The following is a 15,267-nucleotide window of genomic DNA, read 5'->3' on the forward strand; positions in this document are numbered from 1 at the left end:
GACGGGATGAAAGCGATCTGCTGGCAAGGCAAGAAGGATCTTCGTTGCGAGGAGGTCCCCGACCCGATCATCGAAGATCCGAAGGACGCGATCGTCCGCGTCACCTCGACGTGCATCTGCGGCTCCGATCTCCATCTGATGAACGGCTTCGTTCCCACGATGTGCGCCGGTGACGTGATGGGGCACGAGCCGATGGGCGAGGTGGTCGAGGTCGGCGCCGAGGCTCGCGCGCGCGGCCTGAAGGTGGGCGACCGGGTCGTGGTCCCGTTCCAGATGATCTGCGGCGAGTGCGAGCAGTGCCAGGCAGGCAACTATTCTGTCTGCCAGGTCACCAACCGCAACGCCGATCTGGCGAAGGCCTTCTTCGGTGACACGACGGCGGGCCTGTTCGGCTATTCGCACATCACCGGCGGCTATGCCGGCGGACAGGCGGAATACATGCGGGTGCCGTTCGCGGCGACGACGCTCATCAAGGTGCCGGATGTCGGCGAGGACGAGAAGTACCTGTTCCTGAGCGACATCCTTCCCACCGGGTGGCAGGCGGCGGCCTACGCCGACATTCAGCCTACGGATACTGTGGCGGTCTGGGGATGCGGTCCGGTCGGCCTATTCACAATCCAGTCGGCGCTGGTGCAGGGCGCACAGCGGGTGATCGCGATCGACGATGTGCCCGAACGCCTGGAGTTGGCGCGCGGCCTTGGGGCCGAGGTGCTCGACCGGAGCAAAGATAAGGTCATACCGTCGCTGAAGGCCCTGACCGGCGGCCACGGGCCGGAGAAATGCATCGACGCCGTTGGCATCGAGGCGCATGGCCCGACGGCGGTGCTCGAGCTGATCGATCGGGTGCAGACCGCGCTGAAGCTGGAGACCGAGCGACCCATCGCGCTTCGCGAGGCCATCATGGCGTGCAAGGCGGCCGGAACCATCTCGATACCGGGCGTCTACGGAGGGCTGTCCAACATGATCCCGATGGGCGCGATGATGAACAAGGGCCTGACCGTACGGACTGGCCAGACCCATGTGAAACGCTGGAGTGACGACCTGCTCCGCCGCATCGACGAGGGCGAGATCGACCCGACATTCCTCATCACCCACACCGTGCCGCTGAGCCGCGGTCCCGAGATGTACAAGACTTTCCGGGACAAGCAGGACGGTTGCGTCAAGGTCGTGCTGAAGCCCTAAGCCGCGAACTGCCGGACACCTGGACGGGGCGCTCGCCGTCACCGAGGGGGCGAACGCCCCGTCCAGCATGCCATCTACACCGTGGGATTGGTGAACCTCGGCGCGGGGGTGGGCGACAAGTCCGTTCCGAATTAATCGACGGTTCGGCTAGGTTCACACCGAGAGTCGTGCGCTGAGGTTCGGGGATCGTCAGGCGCGCCCATTCACGGGCTCGCCGTGCCATTGGCAATCGAGTGGGAGTAGGGGCCATGACCGCCGACCGCCGCATCGTCCTTTCCAGCGACCACGCCGCCATTCCGCTCCGGCTCGCCGTCGCCGCCCATGTGACCGCCCAGGGCTGGGAGGTGGTGGACTTGGGCCCCGCGACGCCGGAGAGCACCAACTATCCCGAGCGGGGCGCCGAGGCGGCCCGCCGGGTGGCCTCCGGCGACTGCCGCTTCGGCATCATCCTGTGCGGCACCGGACAGGGCATCATGATGGCCGCCAACAAGGTGAAGGGCGTCCGCTGCGGCGTCTGCTCCGACACGTTCTCGGCGCGGATGATCCGCCAGCACAACGACGCCAACATGCTTTCGATGGGCGCGCGGGTCGTGGGCGAAGGCCTGGCCCTCGACATCGTCGACGCCTTCCTCTCCGCGCCGTTCGACGGCGGCCGCCACGCGCCGCGCGTCGAGATGATCAAAGCGCTCGAGGCTTAGGCGCGGCCCTAGCTCGCGAGGATCGGGAGCCGCACCTGGAACGTGCTGCCGGCTCCCGGCTGGCTGGACCTTAGCGAGATCGTGCCGCCGTGGAGTTCCACCAGCTGCTTCCCCAGCGCCAGGCCGATGCCCAGGCCCTCCTGCGCCCGTTCCGTAGGGCTCTTCACCTGGGCGAAAAGCTCGAAGATCTTGGACTGCATGTCCTCGGGGATGCCGATCCCCGTGTCGGTGACGTTGATCTCGGCGAAGCCGTCGGCCGCGCGCGCCGCCAGCGAGACGCGCCCGCCGGCCGGCGTGTACTTGGCGGCGTTGTTCAGCAGGTTGCTGACCACCTGGGCCAGGCGCGTGGGGTCGGCGTGCAGCCACACCGGAGCCTGCAGGATCTCCACGTTGAGCTGATGTCCGGCCGCGTCGATCTGGGGGCGGCTGGCCTCCACGGCGAAGTCGAGGACGGTCTGCAGCGCGACCCGGTCCTTGTTGAGCGCGATCTTGCCCTGGTCGATGCGCGAGATGTCGAGCATGTCGTCGACCAGCCGCGTCAGGTGGGAGACCTGTCGCTCCATCTGGGCATGGATCTCCTCGGACGTCTGGGGATCCTTGCGCCGCCGCAGAAAGTGAAGGCCGGCGCTGAGCGCCATGACCGGGTTGCGGATCTCGTGCCCCAGCACCGCCAGGAACTCGTTCTTGTGGCGGTCCACGGTCTTCAGCGCCTCGGCCAGCGCCTCCAGTTCGTCACGCTGGGCGACGATCTGCCGGCGCTGCTGGTGGAGGTCGAAGAAGACGTTGGCCTTGCTGCGCAGGATGTCGGCCTCAATCGGCTTCTGCAGGAAGTCGACCGCGCCGGCTTCGTACCCCCGGAAGCTTCTCCGGCGATCGGCGGCGCCCGCCGTCAGGAAGATGATCGGGACATGGCGCGAGATCTCAGCGCCCCGCATGAACTCGGCGAGCTGAAAGCCGTCCATGCCTGGCATCTGGACGTCGAGGAGCGCGAGCGCGACGTCGTGGGTCAGCAGCAGTTCCAGCGCCTCGTCGCCCGAGCGCGCCTTCAGGCAGATCAGGCCGTCGCGCTGGAGCAGCGCCTCCAGCGCCAGGAGGTTCTCCTCCAGGTCGTCGACCAGCAGGAAGTGGATGGGGTCGTCAGCGCGCGTCATGCCGTTCTCAAACTCGACAGGTAGGACGCGATCGCATCCAGGTTCATGGTCTTCGCTTCGGAGCAGGCTCGCAATGCCGCCACCGGCATGGCCGAGGCGTAGGCGCTCGCCGGATCTTCGACGATCGCGACGCCGCCCGCGTCGGCCGCCGCCCTCAGGCCCTGTGCGCCGTCGTGGTTGGCGCCCGTGAGCATCACGGCGACAAGCGATGGCCCGTAGGCGTCGGCCGCGCTCTCGAACAGCACGTCGATCGAGGGGCGCGAGAGGTTCACGAGCTCGTCCGACGACAGCGACAGCGTGCCGTCCGCCTCCACGAGCAGATGGTAGTCCGAGGGCGCGAAATAGACGACGCCCGGCCGCGCCGGCTCCTTGTCCTCCGCCTCCTTCACCTCCACCTGGCACTTGGCGTCGAACAGCGCCACCAGGGCGTTGTCCCGATCGGGTGGGACATGCACGACCACCAGCACCGGCAGCGGATAGTCCGCGGGCAGCCCGGGCAGAATCCGCGAGAGCGCCTGCACCGCGCCCGCAGAGCCGCCGATGGCGACGGCGCTGAGACCGGCTGCGCTCACGGGTCTTGCCTCTGGTAGATCTTCTCGTCGCGGACGAACTCCGAGAAGGCGGTCGCATGCTTCGAGAAGCGGAGGCTTTCCTTGGAGCCCAGTCCCAGGAAGCCCTTGCGCGCGAGAGAGTCGCGGAAGAGGCCGACGGCACGATCCTGCAGCGCGCGGTCGAAGTAGATCAGGACGTTGCGGCAGGAGATCAGGTGCATCTCGCCGAACACCGCGTCGGTGACGAGGCTGTGGTCGGAGAACACCACCTGGCTGCGCAGCGTCTTGTCGAACATCGCTCGTCCGTAGTCGGCCGTGTAGTAGTCTGAAAGCGAGGACTTGCCGCCGGATTTTTGATGGTTCTCGGTGAACTTACGCAACCGGTCCAGCGGGTAGACACCGGCCTCCGCAGCCTGAAGCGCCACCGGATTGATGTCGGTCGCGTAGAAGATCGTCCGCTCCTCGAGGCCTTCTTCCCGGAACAGGATGGCGAGCGAGTACAGCTCCTCGCCGTGGCTGCAGCCGGCCACCCACACCTTGAGCGAAGGATAGGTGCGCAGGTGCGGCGCGACTTTCTCCCGCAAGGCGCGGAAATAGGCGGGATCACGGAACATCTCGCTGACCTGGACCGTGAGGTAGCCCAGCAGGCGGCTGAGCATCTCCGGCTGATGCAGCAGGCCATCCTGAAGCGCCGAGATGCTGGGGAAGCCCATCTGCAGCCGCGCCTGGGTCAGGCGGCGCTTGATCGACGCCCGTGCATAGTTGCGGAAATCGTAGTGGAAGCGCTGGTACAGCGCCTCCAGCAGGAGCTGGATCTCAATGTCCTCGAGGTCGTCACGCATGGTGGCGCTCACCGCGGCATCCAGACCCGGACCAGGGAGAGCAGCTTGTCCACGTCGATGGGCTTGGCCATGTAGTCGTTCGCCCCGGCCTCGAGGCAGCGTTCCTGGTCGTCGGGCATGGCCTTCGCGGTCAGCATGACGATCGGCAGGTCGGCCCACGGTGCTTCGGCCCGGATCCGGCGCGTCGCCTCCAGCCCGTCCATCACGGGCATCATCACATCCATCAGGACCAGATCGATCGCGCCCGCGGGATCGTCGGACGCGCGGCGCAGGGCGTCGATCGCTTCCTGTCCGTTCCGGGCGATCTGCACCACGGCCCCACGCGGCTCGAGTACGCTGGTCAACGAATAGATGTTCCGCACGTCGTCCTCGACGATCAGGATCCGGCGGCCTTCCAGCACGGCGTCGCGGTTGCGCGCCTTGCGGATCATCTTCTGCTGCTCGGGCGGCAGGTCGGCCACCACCTGGTGCAGGAAGAGCGAGACCTCGTCGAGCAGTCGCTCGGGCGACTTGGCGCCCTTGATGATGATCGAGTTGGAGTAGCGGCGAAGGCGTTGCTCGTCGTCCGGCGACAGTTCGTGGCCGGTGTAGACGATGACCGGGGGAAAGGCGTGGTCGCCCTCGCTGAGGGTCTCGAGCAGGGAGAAGCCCGAGGCGTCGGGCAGCGACAGGTCGAGCACCATGCAATCGAAGGTTTGCGACTTCAGTTGGTCCAGGCACTCGGCCGCCGTGCCGACGCCCACGGTCTCCACGTCGCCGGAGGCCAGCAGCCGGCCTACGGCGTCGCGCTGGACGGCGTCGTCCTCGACGATGAGCACCCGACGGACCGTGCGCGTGAGCTTCGACTCGAGGTTCTGCAGGACCTCCGCCAGTTGCTCGCGTTGGACCGGCTTGATGAGGTAGCCGACCGCCCCAAGCGAAAGCGCCGTCTGGCTGTGGTCCGCGCCCGAGACCACGTGGATCGGAATGTGGCGGGTCTGCTCGTCGCGCTTCAGCCGGTCGAGGACCGTGAGCCCGGACTGGTCGGGCAGGCCCACGTCCAGGACGATGGCGTGGGGTTTGAACTGCGACGCCAGGTCGAGCGCTTCCTCCGCCGTCCCCGCGACGATGCACTGGAACCCGAGGTCGTGGGAGAGGTCTCGGACCACGCCCGCGAACGACTCGTCGTCCTCGACGACAAGCAGGAGGCGGCGCGCGTCGGTGATGACGTCGCGGTCGTCTTCCACCGGCTGGGGCAGGGGGCCTCGCCGCGGCTTCTGCGTTCCGGCCGGCGCGGGCGGATTCTGAGGCGCCGCAATGGGATCTCGCGGCGCGATCCCGGCTGGATCGTAGGTGATCGGGATCGTGACGGTGAAGGTGCTGCCACGACCCGGCTGGCTCTGGACCGATATGGTCCCGCCCAGCAGTCGCGCCAGTTCGCGGGAGATCGAAAGGCCGAGGCCGGTGCCCCCGTACCGTCGGCTGATCGTCCCGTCCGCCTGGCGGAACGCCTCGAAGATGCCCTGCTGCTGGTCCTCCGGGATGCCGATGCCGGTGTCTTCCACCGCGAACGCGAGGCGATCCTGGTCGGTCCGGGCGACCGCGAGCCGCACGCTGCCGCGCTCGGTGAACTTGAAGGCGTTGGAAAGCAGGTTCTTCAGGACCTGCTCCAGCCGCTGCCGATCGGTCTCGACGGTGGCGGGCGCGTCGTCGGCGAGTGCGATCTCGAAGGTGAGTTTCCGCTCGTCCGCCACCGGCTGGAAGAGGGCGCGCAGGTCGTTCGTCAGCCGAGCCAGCGGTACGTTCTCGGGCTGGATCTGCAGCCGGCCGGCCTCGATCTTCGACAGGTCCAGGATGTCGTTGATGAGCGTCAGCAGGTCGTTGCCGGACGACTCGATCGTCCGCGCGTACTTGACCTGGTCGTCCGAGAGGTTGCCGTGCGGGTTGTCGCCGAGGAGCTTGGACAGGATCAGGAGCGAGTTCAGCGGCGTCCGCAGCTCGTGGGACATGTTGGCGAGGAAGTCCGACTTGTACTGGCTGGCCTGCTCCAGCTCCCTCGCCTTGAGCTCGACGGCCGCCGCGGTCCGCTCCAGCTCGTCGCGCTGGGCCTCCAGCGTCTGGGCCTGCTCTTCGAGCTGGCTGTTGGTCTGTTCCAGTTCGACCTGTTGCTGTTCCAGGCGCAGTTGCGATTCCTTCAGCGCGCGGCCCTGTTCCTCGAGCTCCTCGTTGGAGACGCGCAGTTCCTCGCTCTGGACCTGCAGTTCCTCCGACTGCCGCTGGGTCTCCTCCAGCGCGTCCTGCAACTGGGTGCGATAGCGCGCCGAGCGGAGCGCGATGCCGATCGACCGCTCGCTGGCGATCAGGAGCTCCAGCACCAGTTTGTCCACGGGCTCGAGGAAGCCCAGCTCGATCACCGCGTTCACCACGTCGTCGGCGAGCGCCGGCACGATCACCAGATGCCGCGGCTTGTCGCGTCCGAACCCGGAGCCGAAGGTCAGATAGCCATCCGGAATGTCTTCGAGTAGCCGCGGCTGCCGGTCGGCGGCCACCTGGCCCAGCAGTCCCTCGCGCAGGCCGAACCGCGATGGCAGCTCCGCATCCGCCGGTACGCCCAGCGTTGCGACCCGCCGGTAGTGGCCCGCCTCACCCTTGAAGAGCGCGCCGGCCTGCGCGCCGACATAGCCGCCGAGGAAGTCGAGGACGGCCTCGGCGAGCTGTTCGACCGTCTTGTCGCCCATCATCGCGTCGGCCAGACCCACCTGGCCGGCCTGCAGCCACTCCGCCCGGGCCCGGGAGCGCGCATTGCGCCGGATGAGCGTGAAGACGACGACGGTGAGCGCCGATCCGACCAGGCCTGCCAGGACCCCGCTGAGCACCGCCGTCCGATGGGCGCTCTCCATCTCGGCCATCCGAACGCCCCGCAGACGCTGCTCCTCCCGGCGCATCACGTCGAGCCGGGTCCGGATGGCGTCCATCTCCACCTTGCCGCGGTCGCTGGCGACGACGGCTAGCGCAGCCGCGGGGCCGCGCCCCTGGCGGAGCGCGACGGTTTCCCGGAGCTCCGCAAGCTTGGCTTCGAGGCTGCGCCGCAACTGGGCGGCGTTCGTCTGCTGGACCGGGTTGTCCTGAGTCAGCGAAATGACCGTCTCGACGCGCGGCGCGATCTCGCTGGCCGCGCGGCGGTAGGGCTCGAGATAGCGGTCGTCGCCCGTGAGCAGGTATCCGCGCTGTCCCGTCTCCGCGTCCTGGACCGTAGAGAGCAGGTCGTCGAGCGCGACGATCACCGTGTGCGAATGTCGAATCCGCGCGTTGTTGGCCTGCAGCGTCTCGATGTTCAGATAGGCAATGGAACCGCTGACCAGGAAGAACAGCAGGACGGCCACGAGCCCCACCGTCGTCCACACCTCCATCCGCTGACCAAGCTGCGACGCGGTGTGGGTACGATTCAACGGCATGGGCATCCTGGACGACGAGATGGCGGCGCTCGCCTAGCGGATGTCCTGGCGAAAACGCAAGTCTTCGTCGGGGCTTAGCGCAGGCATGAAGGCTTTAGGCGCGCGCCGGCACGCAAAATTGGGACGCGCCCCCCTTTCGGACGCAACGCTACGAACGGCTCAGCTTGATTTCGGTTCCATTGGGGGGCGCCGGAAGCGCGTCGCGGCCGGCGAAACTACCTGTCGACAGCTCTGGACTCCCGCCGGGTCAACGCCGGCGAGCATGGGGCGCGCCGGGAGGAGTTCGCCATGTCGTTTCCGCTGCCCAATGCGTCGACCGACCTCAGCGGTCAGGTCGCGCTCGTCACCGGCGCCTCGTCGGGGCTGGGCTATCGTTTCGCCAGGGTGCTGGCGAGCCAGGGGGCCAAGGTGGCCATCGCCGCCCGCCGGCTCGACAAGCTGCAGGCCCTGGCTGAGGAGATCCGCGCCGCGGGCGGCGTCGCGCTGCCCATCGAGATGGACGCCACCGACGCCGACCAGCTCGTGGCCGCCGTCGCCAAGGCCGAGGCCGAGCTCGGGCTCGTCACGATCCTGGTGAACAACGCCGGGATTCCCGACGCCCAGCGCGCCCACAAGATGCCTTTGGAGCTGATCGACCGGGTGCTGGACGTCAATGTCCGCGCCCCCTTCATCCTGGCCTGCGAAGTGGCCCGCCGGCTGATCGACGCCGGCAAGCCTGGCCGGATCGTCAACATCGCCTCGGTGGCGGCGTTCAGCTACTCGGGCGGCGGGGCGGCGCTCTATTCGGTCAGCAAGGCCGCCGTGGCGCGTAGTGCCGAGGTGCTGGCGGTCGAATGGTCCCGCTACAACATCAACGTCAACGCCATCGCGCCGGGCGCCTTCGCCTCCGAGATGATGGACGGAATGCTGAGCCGGGTCGGCGACATGACCCAGCACTTCCCGCGCAAGCGTCTCGGCGATCCCGCCCAGCTCGACTCGACCCTGCTCTACCTGGTGGGCCCGGCGTCCGAGGCGGTCACCGGGACGGTTATCCGCGTCGACGACGGGCAGGGCGGGCGCTGAAGGCCTACGCCGTCGCCCGCACCGGCAGCTTCCAGTTCGGCCGGATGAAGTGGCAGGTGTAGCCGTTCGGGATCCGCTCCAGGTAGTCCTGGTGCTCCGGCTCCGCCTCCCAGAAGGGGCCTGCCGCGGTCACCTCGGTCACCACCTTGCCGGGCCACAGCCCCGAGGCGTCCACGTCTGCGATGGTGTCCAGCGCCACCCGCTTCTGTTCCTCGTTCGTGTAGAAGATCGCGGAGCGATAGCTGGTCCCGATATCGTTGCCCTGGCGATTGACAGTGGTCGGGTCGTGGATCTGGAAGAAGAATTCCAGAAGCTGGCGGAACGAGATCGCGTCGGGGTCGAAGACGATCTCGATCGCCTCGGCGTGGGTCCCGTGGTTGCGGTAGGTGGCGTTCGGCACGTCGCCGCCGGAATAGCCCACGCGAGTCTTCAGCACCCCCGGATAGCGCCGCAGCAGGTCCTGGACGCCCCAGAAGCAGCCTCCGGCGAGGATGGCGGTCTCGGTCTTGGCGGTCATGACGGGCTCCTTCGAATTCGACCCCGCCGATATAGGAAGACGTGGCCGGGAATTGAACCGTTCGCCCTGATGTAGATCGCGCTGTGGTGGTGTGACTTTTCTCACGAAGATTGTGGGTTGCGATTCCGCGTAACGAGGTTCAAGTTTTGCGCCTCGTCCTTCGGGGGAAGGCGCTGTGACATCGGACTTGCCGATCAGTTTGCAGCAATTGGCTGGCGCCGGGCAGGCCGGTCTCGAGCTGTGGCTTCTCGTGCTCGCTGTCCTGGTCGGCTGGCGGGTTCTGATCGTCGACGATCACCTGCGCGGCATGCTCGCCACACACCTGGGCGACGGCCTCCAGCTCGACCGGCTTCAGATGCTGCTGTCGATGCTCGGCGGCGCGGTGGCCTACGCGATCATCTGCGCCGATGGCTGGCAGCATGCGCTCGCCATCAAGGAACTCCCGGAAGCGCCGGATTCGCTTCTCACCATCGTGGCCGGAAGTCAGGCCATCTATCTCGGCGGCAAGGTCAGCCGAAACAGCCTAGGGGGCGGTTGAATGGAGACGTGGCACGATCTCGCGATGATCATCGGCGGGGGTATCACCTTCGTGATCCTCGGCATGGCGCTGCTTGTGCTCTGGAAGATCTTCCGGAACGACATCGACCTGGAGGGCCTGATCCAGGAGGACGGCAAGGCCAGCCTGTCCCGCTTCCAATTCCTGGTGTTCACCTTCGTGGTGGCCGGCGTCTTCCTGCTGCTCTCGATCGAGAGCGGCACGTTCGTCGATCTGCCGAACAACGTGCTGATCCTGCTCGGCCTCAGCGGCGGCAGCTATGTGGTCTCCAAGGGCATCTCCACCAGCGCGAAGAAGGCGCCGCCGCCGGAGGACGGCCAATGATCCGCGCCGCCGGCCTCCGGGCGGCGGTCGCGGTCATCGCACTCGCGGTCCTGGTGGGCCCCGCCGGAGCCCAGGCGCCGTCGGCGCCCCAGCCCGCGGCCCAGGACCCGAGACAATTGCTGGCCTGCCTCGCCCGCTTCAATGCGATCGGCGTACCGCTACTGCGTTCCGAGGAGGCCCGTGCCGACCAATTCGCCCGGGTGATCTGCCGCCGCGGCTATGCGCTGTCGTTCGACGTTCGCACCCTGAACCCCTCGTGGGTGATCGAGCGGCTCACGCCCGAGGCGTTGAAGGGATCGGCCGTGCGCAGCAACCGGTTCCTGGCCGACCCCATCCTAGGTGGCGTGAGCCCGGTGGCGGACGACTATACCGGCAGCGGCTTCGATCGGGGCCACCAGGCGCCCGCCGCGGACTCCCGCTTCGACCAGCAGGTGATGAATGAGAGCTTCTACATGTCCAACATGTCCCCGCAGGTGGGCATCGGTTTCAACCGGGGACAATGGAAGTATCTCGAGGAGGCGGTGCGCGCGTGGGTGCTGTGCGGCGGCCACGACGACGTAATCGTCATGACGGGGCCCGTCTACGGCGACTCCGCCAAGACGATTTCCGCACGTAAGATCGTCGTCCCGGAGGCCTACTATAAGATCGTCTACGACGTGCGCGCCGGCCGGGCTGTGGGCTTTCGCCTGCAGAACAGCAAGCACAAGAAGTCGGACCTGCAGAGCTTTGTCGTGCCGATCAGCGAGATCGAGGACGAGACCGGCATCGACTTCTTCCCGGCGCTGACCCGCCGCAGGCAGAACCAACTCGAAACCCCGCGCGGGATCGTCTGGGGCCACGACCAGGGCTGCACCAGCGTCAGCGAGTAGGCGCTATTTGAAGAAGCTCTCCGGCGCGACGGCGCCGTTCTCGGCCAGGCGCTGCATCAGGGCCTCGTAGAGCGCCGCGTCGTGCCGCGAGGTTCCGGGTTCGCCTGCGTCGATATTGAGCTCGCCCGCGAGGGCCTGTCGCCCCCGCGCCGAGTCCTCGATCCCAAGCAGGGCGAGCAACCCCTCCAGCGACCGCCGCCACGCGTCGCCCAGGCCCTCGCGCTCGGCGCGGGCCGCGAGGACGAGCGCCACGTCGGCGGGCGGCGCCATGGCGGTGCGCTCGTACGGCGGGGGCTGGTGGTCGCCGAACTTGGCCGCCGACGCCCATTCGCGAGACGCGAGGCCCGTATCTCCGTGGAAGACCCTGGCTGCGATCCGTTGCAGGCGGCTCATGGCGGCTCCTTCGCGTGCTTTCGCAGGAACACCGCCTGCCGGCGCAGGTTCCGGATGCCGAGGACGCTTGGCTTGGCACCCTGGGCAGGGCATGGGGGCGCATGGTTCGTGGCAAGCACGTCGTCTATCTGGCCCTGCAGCCGACCCCCGAGGCCGCCGTCGAAGCGCTGGCTCGGCTGGACGCCTTGCCCCAGCGCCGGCGGATGAGCGCCAAACCTACCGCGCCGAACCGCGTGCACGTTTCCCTGGCCGGGATCGGGGATTTCAAGCGCCCGCCGACTCCGGTGTTCGAGAAGGTGATGGAGGCCATCGCCGACGTGGCGGTCGCCCCCTTCGTGGTGGAGTTCAACCGCATCGCCACGTGGGGCGGCGCCGACCCGCCCTGCGTGGTCCTATGGGGCGACGAGGGCGTCATCGGCGTCCACGCGCTCTTTTCCGAGATCCACAAGGCGTTGTGGCGCGCCGACATGGCGCCGCGCCGCGAGCCCGAGTTCACGCCGCACATGACCCTGATCTACGACCGTACGGAGGTTCCCGAGACTCCGGTCGAGCCGGTCCGCTGGACTGCGACCGAAGTCGTCCTCATCCACTCGGTCCACGGCGAGGGCCGCCACGAGGTGATGGGCCGGCTGCCGCTCACCGCGTGAGCGTCGTACGCTTCTCAAGCGACAGGATGGCCTCGCCCAGGTCGTCCAGCTTCTTCGACAGCACGGCCTGGGCGTCGGCGAGGCCCTGGTTGTAGAAGTAGGGGCCGAAACGCTCGGTGACGAAGTCGGTGAGGAAGACGGCGTCGAATCCGGCCACTTCCAGGTCGAGCTCGTCCTTCAGATAGCGGCTCATCGCGGCGGCAAGGGCGTCGCGGGTCTCTTTCGGAAGCTCGATCGTGGACATAGGGAACCTCTGATGGCGACGACGCTGTACGGCATCCGCAACTGCGACACGATGAAGAAGGCCTGGACCTTCCTCGACGGCGCCGGCGTCGCCTACGACTTCCACGACTACAAGAAGGCGGGGCTCGACCGCGCCACCCTGGAGGGCTGGGTGCGCCAGCTCGGTTGGGAAGTCCTGCTCAACCGGGCCGGAACCACCTTCAAGAAGCTGCCGGACGCCGACAAGCAGGGGCTGGACGAAGCGAAGGCCGTAGAGCTCATGCTGGCCCAGCCGTCCATGATCAAGCGGCCGGTGCTCAGCCACGGCGGCAAACTCTACGTCGGCTTCAAGCCCGAAACCTACGCGGCGCTCTCGAACTGATCATATTCCGGGAGCCTGCATCCGATCGGGGGGCCGGCGGCGACTAAGGGACGAAAGCGCGCCGCGGAGGGCCTCGGCGCGTCGCCTGGAGCCCTTTCGATGGAACACTTCGTCTTCAGTTTCTGGTGGCTGATCTTCCCGATCGGCTTCTTCCTCGCCGCCGGCTTCGACCGCTGGCTGGCCTATCGCAAGAGCCAGGACCGGCTACAGATCCTGCGCAGCTACACCGATGCGGGGAAGGACCCGCCGCCCGAACTCATCAAGGCGCTGGCCCGCGATGAGGAAGAGGACGAGGAGTCGGCCTACGCGCCCTACGATCGGTACGGCCGCTATCCGCGCCGGTACTACCGCCGCTACTGGCGCCAGGGCCCGTACTGGGCGTGGCGGACCGCGATCGTCACCGGCGCGGTGGCCGGCGGCTTCTGGCTGGCGTCGGAATATGCCGACCTGCCGGGCATCGACTGGCCGTTTCGGCTGGTGGCGATCATCATGACCTGCGTGGCGGCCGGCCATCTGGTGCTGGCGATCTTCTCCTCGGCGTTTCGGGGCCGATGAGCCCCGAAGGGCTCGACGTCGAGTTGGTCGAGGCCGCCAGGCGAGGCTCGGCCAGCGCGTTCGCCCGCCTCGTGGAACGCCACCAGCAGGCCCTTCGCGCCTTCCTGCGGCGGACCTGCGGGAACTGGGCGCAGGCCGACGACCTTGCGCAGGAGACGTTCCTGTCGGCGTGGGAGCGGATCGGCAAGCTGGAGGCGGGCGCCAGCGTCCGCGCCTGGCTTTGCGGCATCGGCTACAACAAACATCTCACGGCCCTCCGCTCCGCCGGTCGCAGTCGCGCAAGGGAGAAGGCATGGGAGGCCGAAAAACCGCCATCAAGCGGGGCCATGAGCGACGAGCGGCTGACGCTCGAAGCCGCCCTGTCCGAGTTGCCGCCGGACCAGCGCGCCTGTGTGGCGTTGTGCCTGGCGGCGGATTTCAGCCACGCGGAGGCCGCCGAAGCGCTGGGCCTGCCGCTGGGCACAGTGAAGTCGCATGTCACGCGGGGCCGCGCGCGGCTCCTCGAAGCGTTGGGAGGTTCGGATGACGGACGCTGATTCTCGGCTGAAGGCCCTGTTTGCCGAAGACGAGCCGCCGGCCCGCGATCCGGTGTTTTCGACGGCGGTGATGGAGGAGCTGGCCCGGCGTCGCTTCGTGGCCGACATGGCGCTGATCGCGGCGCTGGCGGTCGGTTGCGGCTTCGCCCTGTGGCTCGCCTGGCCGCGGCTGGCGCCTGTCTGGCCGGTGCTGGCGCAAGGCCTGGCGCCGCTGGGCGCCTGTGCGACGCTGGCCATCGGCGCCGTCATGCTGCTGGACGGACGCATCCCGGCGGCGCGGCGGAATCATGGATAAGGTTTCATCCTCGCTGTTGCATCTGCGGACGGGGCGCCGGGTCTCTTAGGGTCAGAGACGGGCCGTTCCCGTCCATCGACTTGGAGAGGAGAAAACAACAATGGAAGGGATCCTCGTCCCCATCGCGTTCTTCGCGATGATCGCGGCCATCTTCATCGCGCCGCGCTATTTCAAGAGCCAGGAGCGCCAGAAGATGGCCGAGACGCTGCGCGTCGCCATCGAAAAGGGCCAGCCCCTGCCGCCGGAGGTGATCGACGCCATGTCGAGCAACGTCCGCAACCCCGGCCTGCCGCCGTCGCCGCAGCGCGACCTGCGGACCGGGATCATCTGGCTGGTCGTCGGCGTCGGCTTCGCGGCCCTTGGCCTGGTGATCAGCTTCGAGGAGCCGGACGTCCTGTTCCCGTTCCTGGGCCTGGCCACGTTCCCCACCTTCATCGGCTTGGCGTTCATCGCGCTCGGCCTGCTCAACAAGAAGAAGCCCTGAGGCCGCAACGGGGGAATGAAGCCCATGTCGGGCGTCAACTCATCGAGCTTCGCCAGCCTGCACGACGTCGAGCTCTGCTCGTACGCGGCGGCCGGTGAGCGGCGCGCCTTCGGGGAGCTGGTGCGTCGTCATGGCTCCAGCATACGCCACCTGCTGCGCCGGATGGGCGCCCAGGCGGCCGAGTCCGACGACGTGGCCCAGGACGCGTTCCTGGCGGCGTTCGAGCGGATCGCCGAGTTCCGGGGGGAGGGGACCTTCGCGGGCTGGGTGAAGAAGATCGCAGCCAGGCTCTACCTGCGCCGGCTGCAGCGCGAGAAGCGGCTCAGCGCCATCGCCGCCGAGGGGAGCGTCGAGGAAGCCGACGCGACCGTGGGCGACGCCGACCATCGTCTCGACCTGGACGAGGCCCTGCGAGGGCTCTCGCCGGCGGAACGGCTGTGCGTGTCGATGTGTTACGGCGCGGGCCTGTCACACGGGGAAGCGGCGGACGCCTTGAATCTGCCGCTTGGAACGGTCAAGTCCCATGTCAAACGTGGTCTGGAGAAGCTCCGAGCGCGACTGGCGCCG

20 protein-coding genes are annotated in these 15,267 nt (G+C 67.8%); 13 read left to right on the top strand and 7 right to left on the bottom strand.

Going from position 1 to position 15,267, the window contains the following annotated elements; genetic code table 11:
• The first annotated feature begins 6 nt into the window (after nt 1-6).
• Nucleotides 7-1,182: a zinc-dependent alcohol dehydrogenase gene (locus Q0L11_RS21655; RefSeq protein ID WP_296600042.1), complete on the top strand. Its 1,176-nt coding sequence runs from the start codon at nt 7-9 to the stop codon at nt 1,180-1,182.
• 248 nt (nt 1,183-1,430) lie between these two features.
• Nucleotides 1,431-1,880, top strand: coding sequence for a ribose 5-phosphate isomerase B (gene rpiB, locus Q0L11_RS21660; protein WP_296600043.1), 450 nt, complete (start codon nt 1,431-1,433; stop codon nt 1,878-1,880).
• Nucleotides 1,881-1,888: 8 nt separating this feature from the next.
• Here the strand turns inward: rpiB and Q0L11_RS21665 are convergent, their stop codons facing one another.
• Genes Q0L11_RS21665 through Q0L11_RS21680 form a run of 4 tightly spaced genes read right to left on the bottom strand, consistent with a single transcriptional unit; the run spans nt 1,889 to nt 7,852 of the window.
• Nucleotides 1,889-3,031, bottom strand: a complete 1,143-nt coding sequence (locus Q0L11_RS21665) for a hybrid sensor histidine kinase/response regulator (protein ID WP_296600044.1) — start codon at nt 3,029-3,031, stop codon at nt 1,889-1,891.
• Complete coding sequence (locus tag Q0L11_RS21670; protein ID WP_296600045.1) at nt 3,028-3,603, bottom strand: chemotaxis protein CheB; 576 nt, start codon at nt 3,601-3,603, stop codon at nt 3,028-3,030. The genes Q0L11_RS21665 and Q0L11_RS21670 overlap by 4 nt, the downstream gene beginning before the upstream one ends.
• A complete protein-coding gene (locus Q0L11_RS21675; protein ID WP_296600047.1) occupies nt 3,600-4,424 on the bottom strand; it encodes a CheR family methyltransferase in 825 nt (274 codons plus the stop codon). The genes Q0L11_RS21670 and Q0L11_RS21675 overlap by 4 nt, the downstream gene beginning before the upstream one ends.
• A gap of 8 nt (nt 4,425-4,432) precedes the next feature.
• Complete coding sequence (locus Q0L11_RS21680) at nt 4,433-7,852, bottom strand: response regulator (protein ID WP_367183474.1); 3,420 nt, start codon at nt 7,850-7,852, stop codon at nt 4,433-4,435.
• Nucleotides 7,853-8,146: 294 nt separating this feature from the next.
• Between Q0L11_RS21680 and Q0L11_RS21685 the strand changes: the two genes are divergently transcribed.
• Entirely contained in the window at nt 8,147-8,920 is a 774-nt protein-coding gene (locus Q0L11_RS21685; protein ID WP_296600049.1) for an SDR family NAD(P)-dependent oxidoreductase, read from the top strand.
• 4 nt (nt 8,921-8,924) lie between these two features.
• On the opposite strand, the gene msrA is transcribed toward Q0L11_RS21685, so the two are convergent.
• Complete coding sequence (gene msrA, locus Q0L11_RS21690; RefSeq protein WP_296600050.1) at nt 8,925-9,437, bottom strand: peptide-methionine (S)-S-oxide reductase MsrA; 513 nt, start codon at nt 9,435-9,437, stop codon at nt 8,925-8,927.
• 187 nt (nt 9,438-9,624) lie between these two features.
• Between msrA and Q0L11_RS21695 the strand changes: the two genes are divergently transcribed.
• Genes Q0L11_RS21695 through Q0L11_RS21705 form a run of 3 tightly spaced genes read left to right on the top strand, consistent with a single transcriptional unit; the run spans nt 9,625 to nt 11,186 of the window.
• Nucleotides 9,625-9,975: a hypothetical protein gene (locus Q0L11_RS21695; protein WP_296600052.1), complete on the top strand. Its 351-nt coding sequence runs from the start codon at nt 9,625-9,627 to the stop codon at nt 9,973-9,975.
• Entirely contained in the window at nt 9,976-10,317 is a 342-nt protein-coding gene (locus Q0L11_RS21700; protein WP_296600053.1) for a hypothetical protein, read from the top strand.
• Nucleotides 10,314-11,186: a DNA/RNA non-specific endonuclease gene (locus Q0L11_RS21705; protein ID WP_296600055.1), complete on the top strand. Its 873-nt coding sequence runs from the start codon at nt 10,314-10,316 to the stop codon at nt 11,184-11,186. Before Q0L11_RS21700 ends, Q0L11_RS21705 begins: the two co-directional genes overlap by 4 nt.
• Before the next feature lie 3 nt (nt 11,187-11,189).
• Here the strand turns inward: Q0L11_RS21705 and Q0L11_RS21710 are convergent, their stop codons facing one another.
• Complete coding sequence (locus Q0L11_RS21710) at nt 11,190-11,579, bottom strand: DUF3597 family protein (protein ID WP_296600057.1); 390 nt, start codon at nt 11,577-11,579, stop codon at nt 11,190-11,192.
• Nucleotides 11,580-11,680: 101 nt separating this feature from the next.
• On the opposite strand from Q0L11_RS21710, the gene Q0L11_RS21715 reads away from it, so the two are divergent.
• A complete protein-coding gene (locus Q0L11_RS21715; protein ID WP_296600060.1) occupies nt 11,681-12,226 on the top strand; it encodes a 2'-5' RNA ligase family protein in 546 nt (181 codons plus the stop codon).
• On the opposite strand, the gene Q0L11_RS21720 is transcribed toward Q0L11_RS21715, so the two are convergent.
• Complete coding sequence (locus tag Q0L11_RS21720; protein ID WP_296600061.1) at nt 12,216-12,470, bottom strand: DUF2164 domain-containing protein; 255 nt, start codon at nt 12,468-12,470, stop codon at nt 12,216-12,218. The genes Q0L11_RS21715 and Q0L11_RS21720 overlap by 11 nt on opposite strands.
• 12 nt (nt 12,471-12,482) lie before the next feature.
• On the opposite strand from Q0L11_RS21720, the gene Q0L11_RS21725 reads away from it, so the two are divergent.
• The 6 genes from Q0L11_RS21725 to Q0L11_RS21750 all read left to right on the top strand — a co-directional run.
• Nucleotides 12,483-12,830, top strand: a complete 348-nt coding sequence (locus Q0L11_RS21725; protein ID WP_296600063.1) for an ArsC family reductase — start codon at nt 12,483-12,485, stop codon at nt 12,828-12,830.
• Nucleotides 12,831-12,929: 99 nt separating this feature from the next.
• On the top strand, nt 12,930-13,385 hold the full coding sequence (locus tag Q0L11_RS21730; RefSeq protein ID WP_296600065.1) for a hypothetical protein: 456 nt from the start codon (nt 12,930-12,932) through the stop codon (nt 13,383-13,385).
• Nucleotides 13,386-13,408: 23 nt separating this feature from the next.
• The gene (locus tag Q0L11_RS21735) at nt 13,409-13,921 is read left to right on the top strand and encodes an RNA polymerase sigma factor (protein ID WP_296600067.1); all 513 of its coding nucleotides are present in this window, start codon (nt 13,409-13,411) and stop codon (nt 13,919-13,921) included.
• Nucleotides 13,908-14,216: a hypothetical protein gene (locus tag Q0L11_RS21740; protein ID WP_296600069.1), complete on the top strand. Its 309-nt coding sequence runs from the start codon at nt 13,908-13,910 to the stop codon at nt 14,214-14,216. The genes Q0L11_RS21735 and Q0L11_RS21740 overlap by 14 nt, the downstream gene beginning before the upstream one ends.
• Nucleotides 14,217-14,316: 100 nt before the next feature.
• Nucleotides 14,317-14,700 (top strand): DUF6249 domain-containing protein, encoded by a 384-nt coding sequence (locus Q0L11_RS21745; RefSeq protein ID WP_296600070.1) that lies wholly within the window; start codon nt 14,317-14,319, stop codon nt 14,698-14,700.
• A 24-nt stretch (nt 14,701-14,724) separates the two neighbouring features.
• The coding region (locus Q0L11_RS21750; protein WP_296600072.1) for a sigma-70 family RNA polymerase sigma factor at nt 14,725-15,267 on the top strand (543 nt) is incomplete at its 3' end.

The sequence above is a fragment of the Phenylobacterium sp. genome (assembly GCF_024508875.1).
Classification (GTDB): domain Bacteria; phylum Pseudomonadota; class Alphaproteobacteria; order Caulobacterales; family Caulobacteraceae; genus Phenylobacterium.

Excerpts from the sequence above, each read along its gene's own strand:
- Q0L11_RS21655 (WP_296600042.1), top strand. The coding sequence starts at position 7 with ATGAAAGCGATCTGCTGGCAAGGCAAGAAGGATCTTCGTTGCGAGGAG.
- rpiB (WP_296600043.1), top strand. The coding sequence starts at position 1,431 with ATGACCGCCGACCGCCGCATCGTCCTTTCCAGCGACCACGCCGCCATT.
- Q0L11_RS21665 (WP_296600044.1), bottom strand. The coding sequence starts at position 3,031 with ATGACGCGCGCTGACGACCCCATCCACTTCCTGCTGGTCGACGACCTG.
- Q0L11_RS21675 (WP_296600047.1), bottom strand. The coding sequence starts at position 4,424 with ATGCGTGACGACCTCGAGGACATTGAGATCCAGCTCCTGCTGGAGGCG.
- Q0L11_RS21685 (WP_296600049.1), top strand. The coding sequence starts at position 8,147 with ATGTCGTTTCCGCTGCCCAATGCGTCGACCGACCTCAGCGGTCAGGTC.
- msrA (WP_296600050.1), bottom strand. The coding sequence starts at position 9,437 with ATGACCGCCAAGACCGAGACCGCCATCCTCGCCGGAGGCTGCTTCTGG.
- Q0L11_RS21700 (WP_296600053.1), top strand. The coding sequence starts at position 9,976 with ATGGAGACGTGGCACGATCTCGCGATGATCATCGGCGGGGGTATCACC.
- Q0L11_RS21705 (WP_296600055.1), top strand. The coding sequence starts at position 10,314 with ATGATCCGCGCCGCCGGCCTCCGGGCGGCGGTCGCGGTCATCGCACTC.
- Q0L11_RS21710 (WP_296600057.1), bottom strand. The coding sequence starts at position 11,579 with ATGAGCCGCCTGCAACGGATCGCAGCCAGGGTCTTCCACGGAGATACG.
- Q0L11_RS21715 (WP_296600060.1), top strand. The coding sequence starts at position 11,681 with ATGGTTCGTGGCAAGCACGTCGTCTATCTGGCCCTGCAGCCGACCCCC.
- Q0L11_RS21720 (WP_296600061.1), bottom strand. The coding sequence starts at position 12,470 with ATGTCCACGATCGAGCTTCCGAAAGAGACCCGCGACGCCCTTGCCGCC.
- Q0L11_RS21725 (WP_296600063.1), top strand. The coding sequence starts at position 12,483 with ATGGCGACGACGCTGTACGGCATCCGCAACTGCGACACGATGAAGAAG.
- Q0L11_RS21730 (WP_296600065.1), top strand. The coding sequence starts at position 12,930 with ATGGAACACTTCGTCTTCAGTTTCTGGTGGCTGATCTTCCCGATCGGC.
- Q0L11_RS21740 (WP_296600069.1), top strand. The coding sequence starts at position 13,908 with ATGACGGACGCTGATTCTCGGCTGAAGGCCCTGTTTGCCGAAGACGAG.
- Q0L11_RS21745 (WP_296600070.1), top strand. The coding sequence starts at position 14,317 with ATGGAAGGGATCCTCGTCCCCATCGCGTTCTTCGCGATGATCGCGGCC.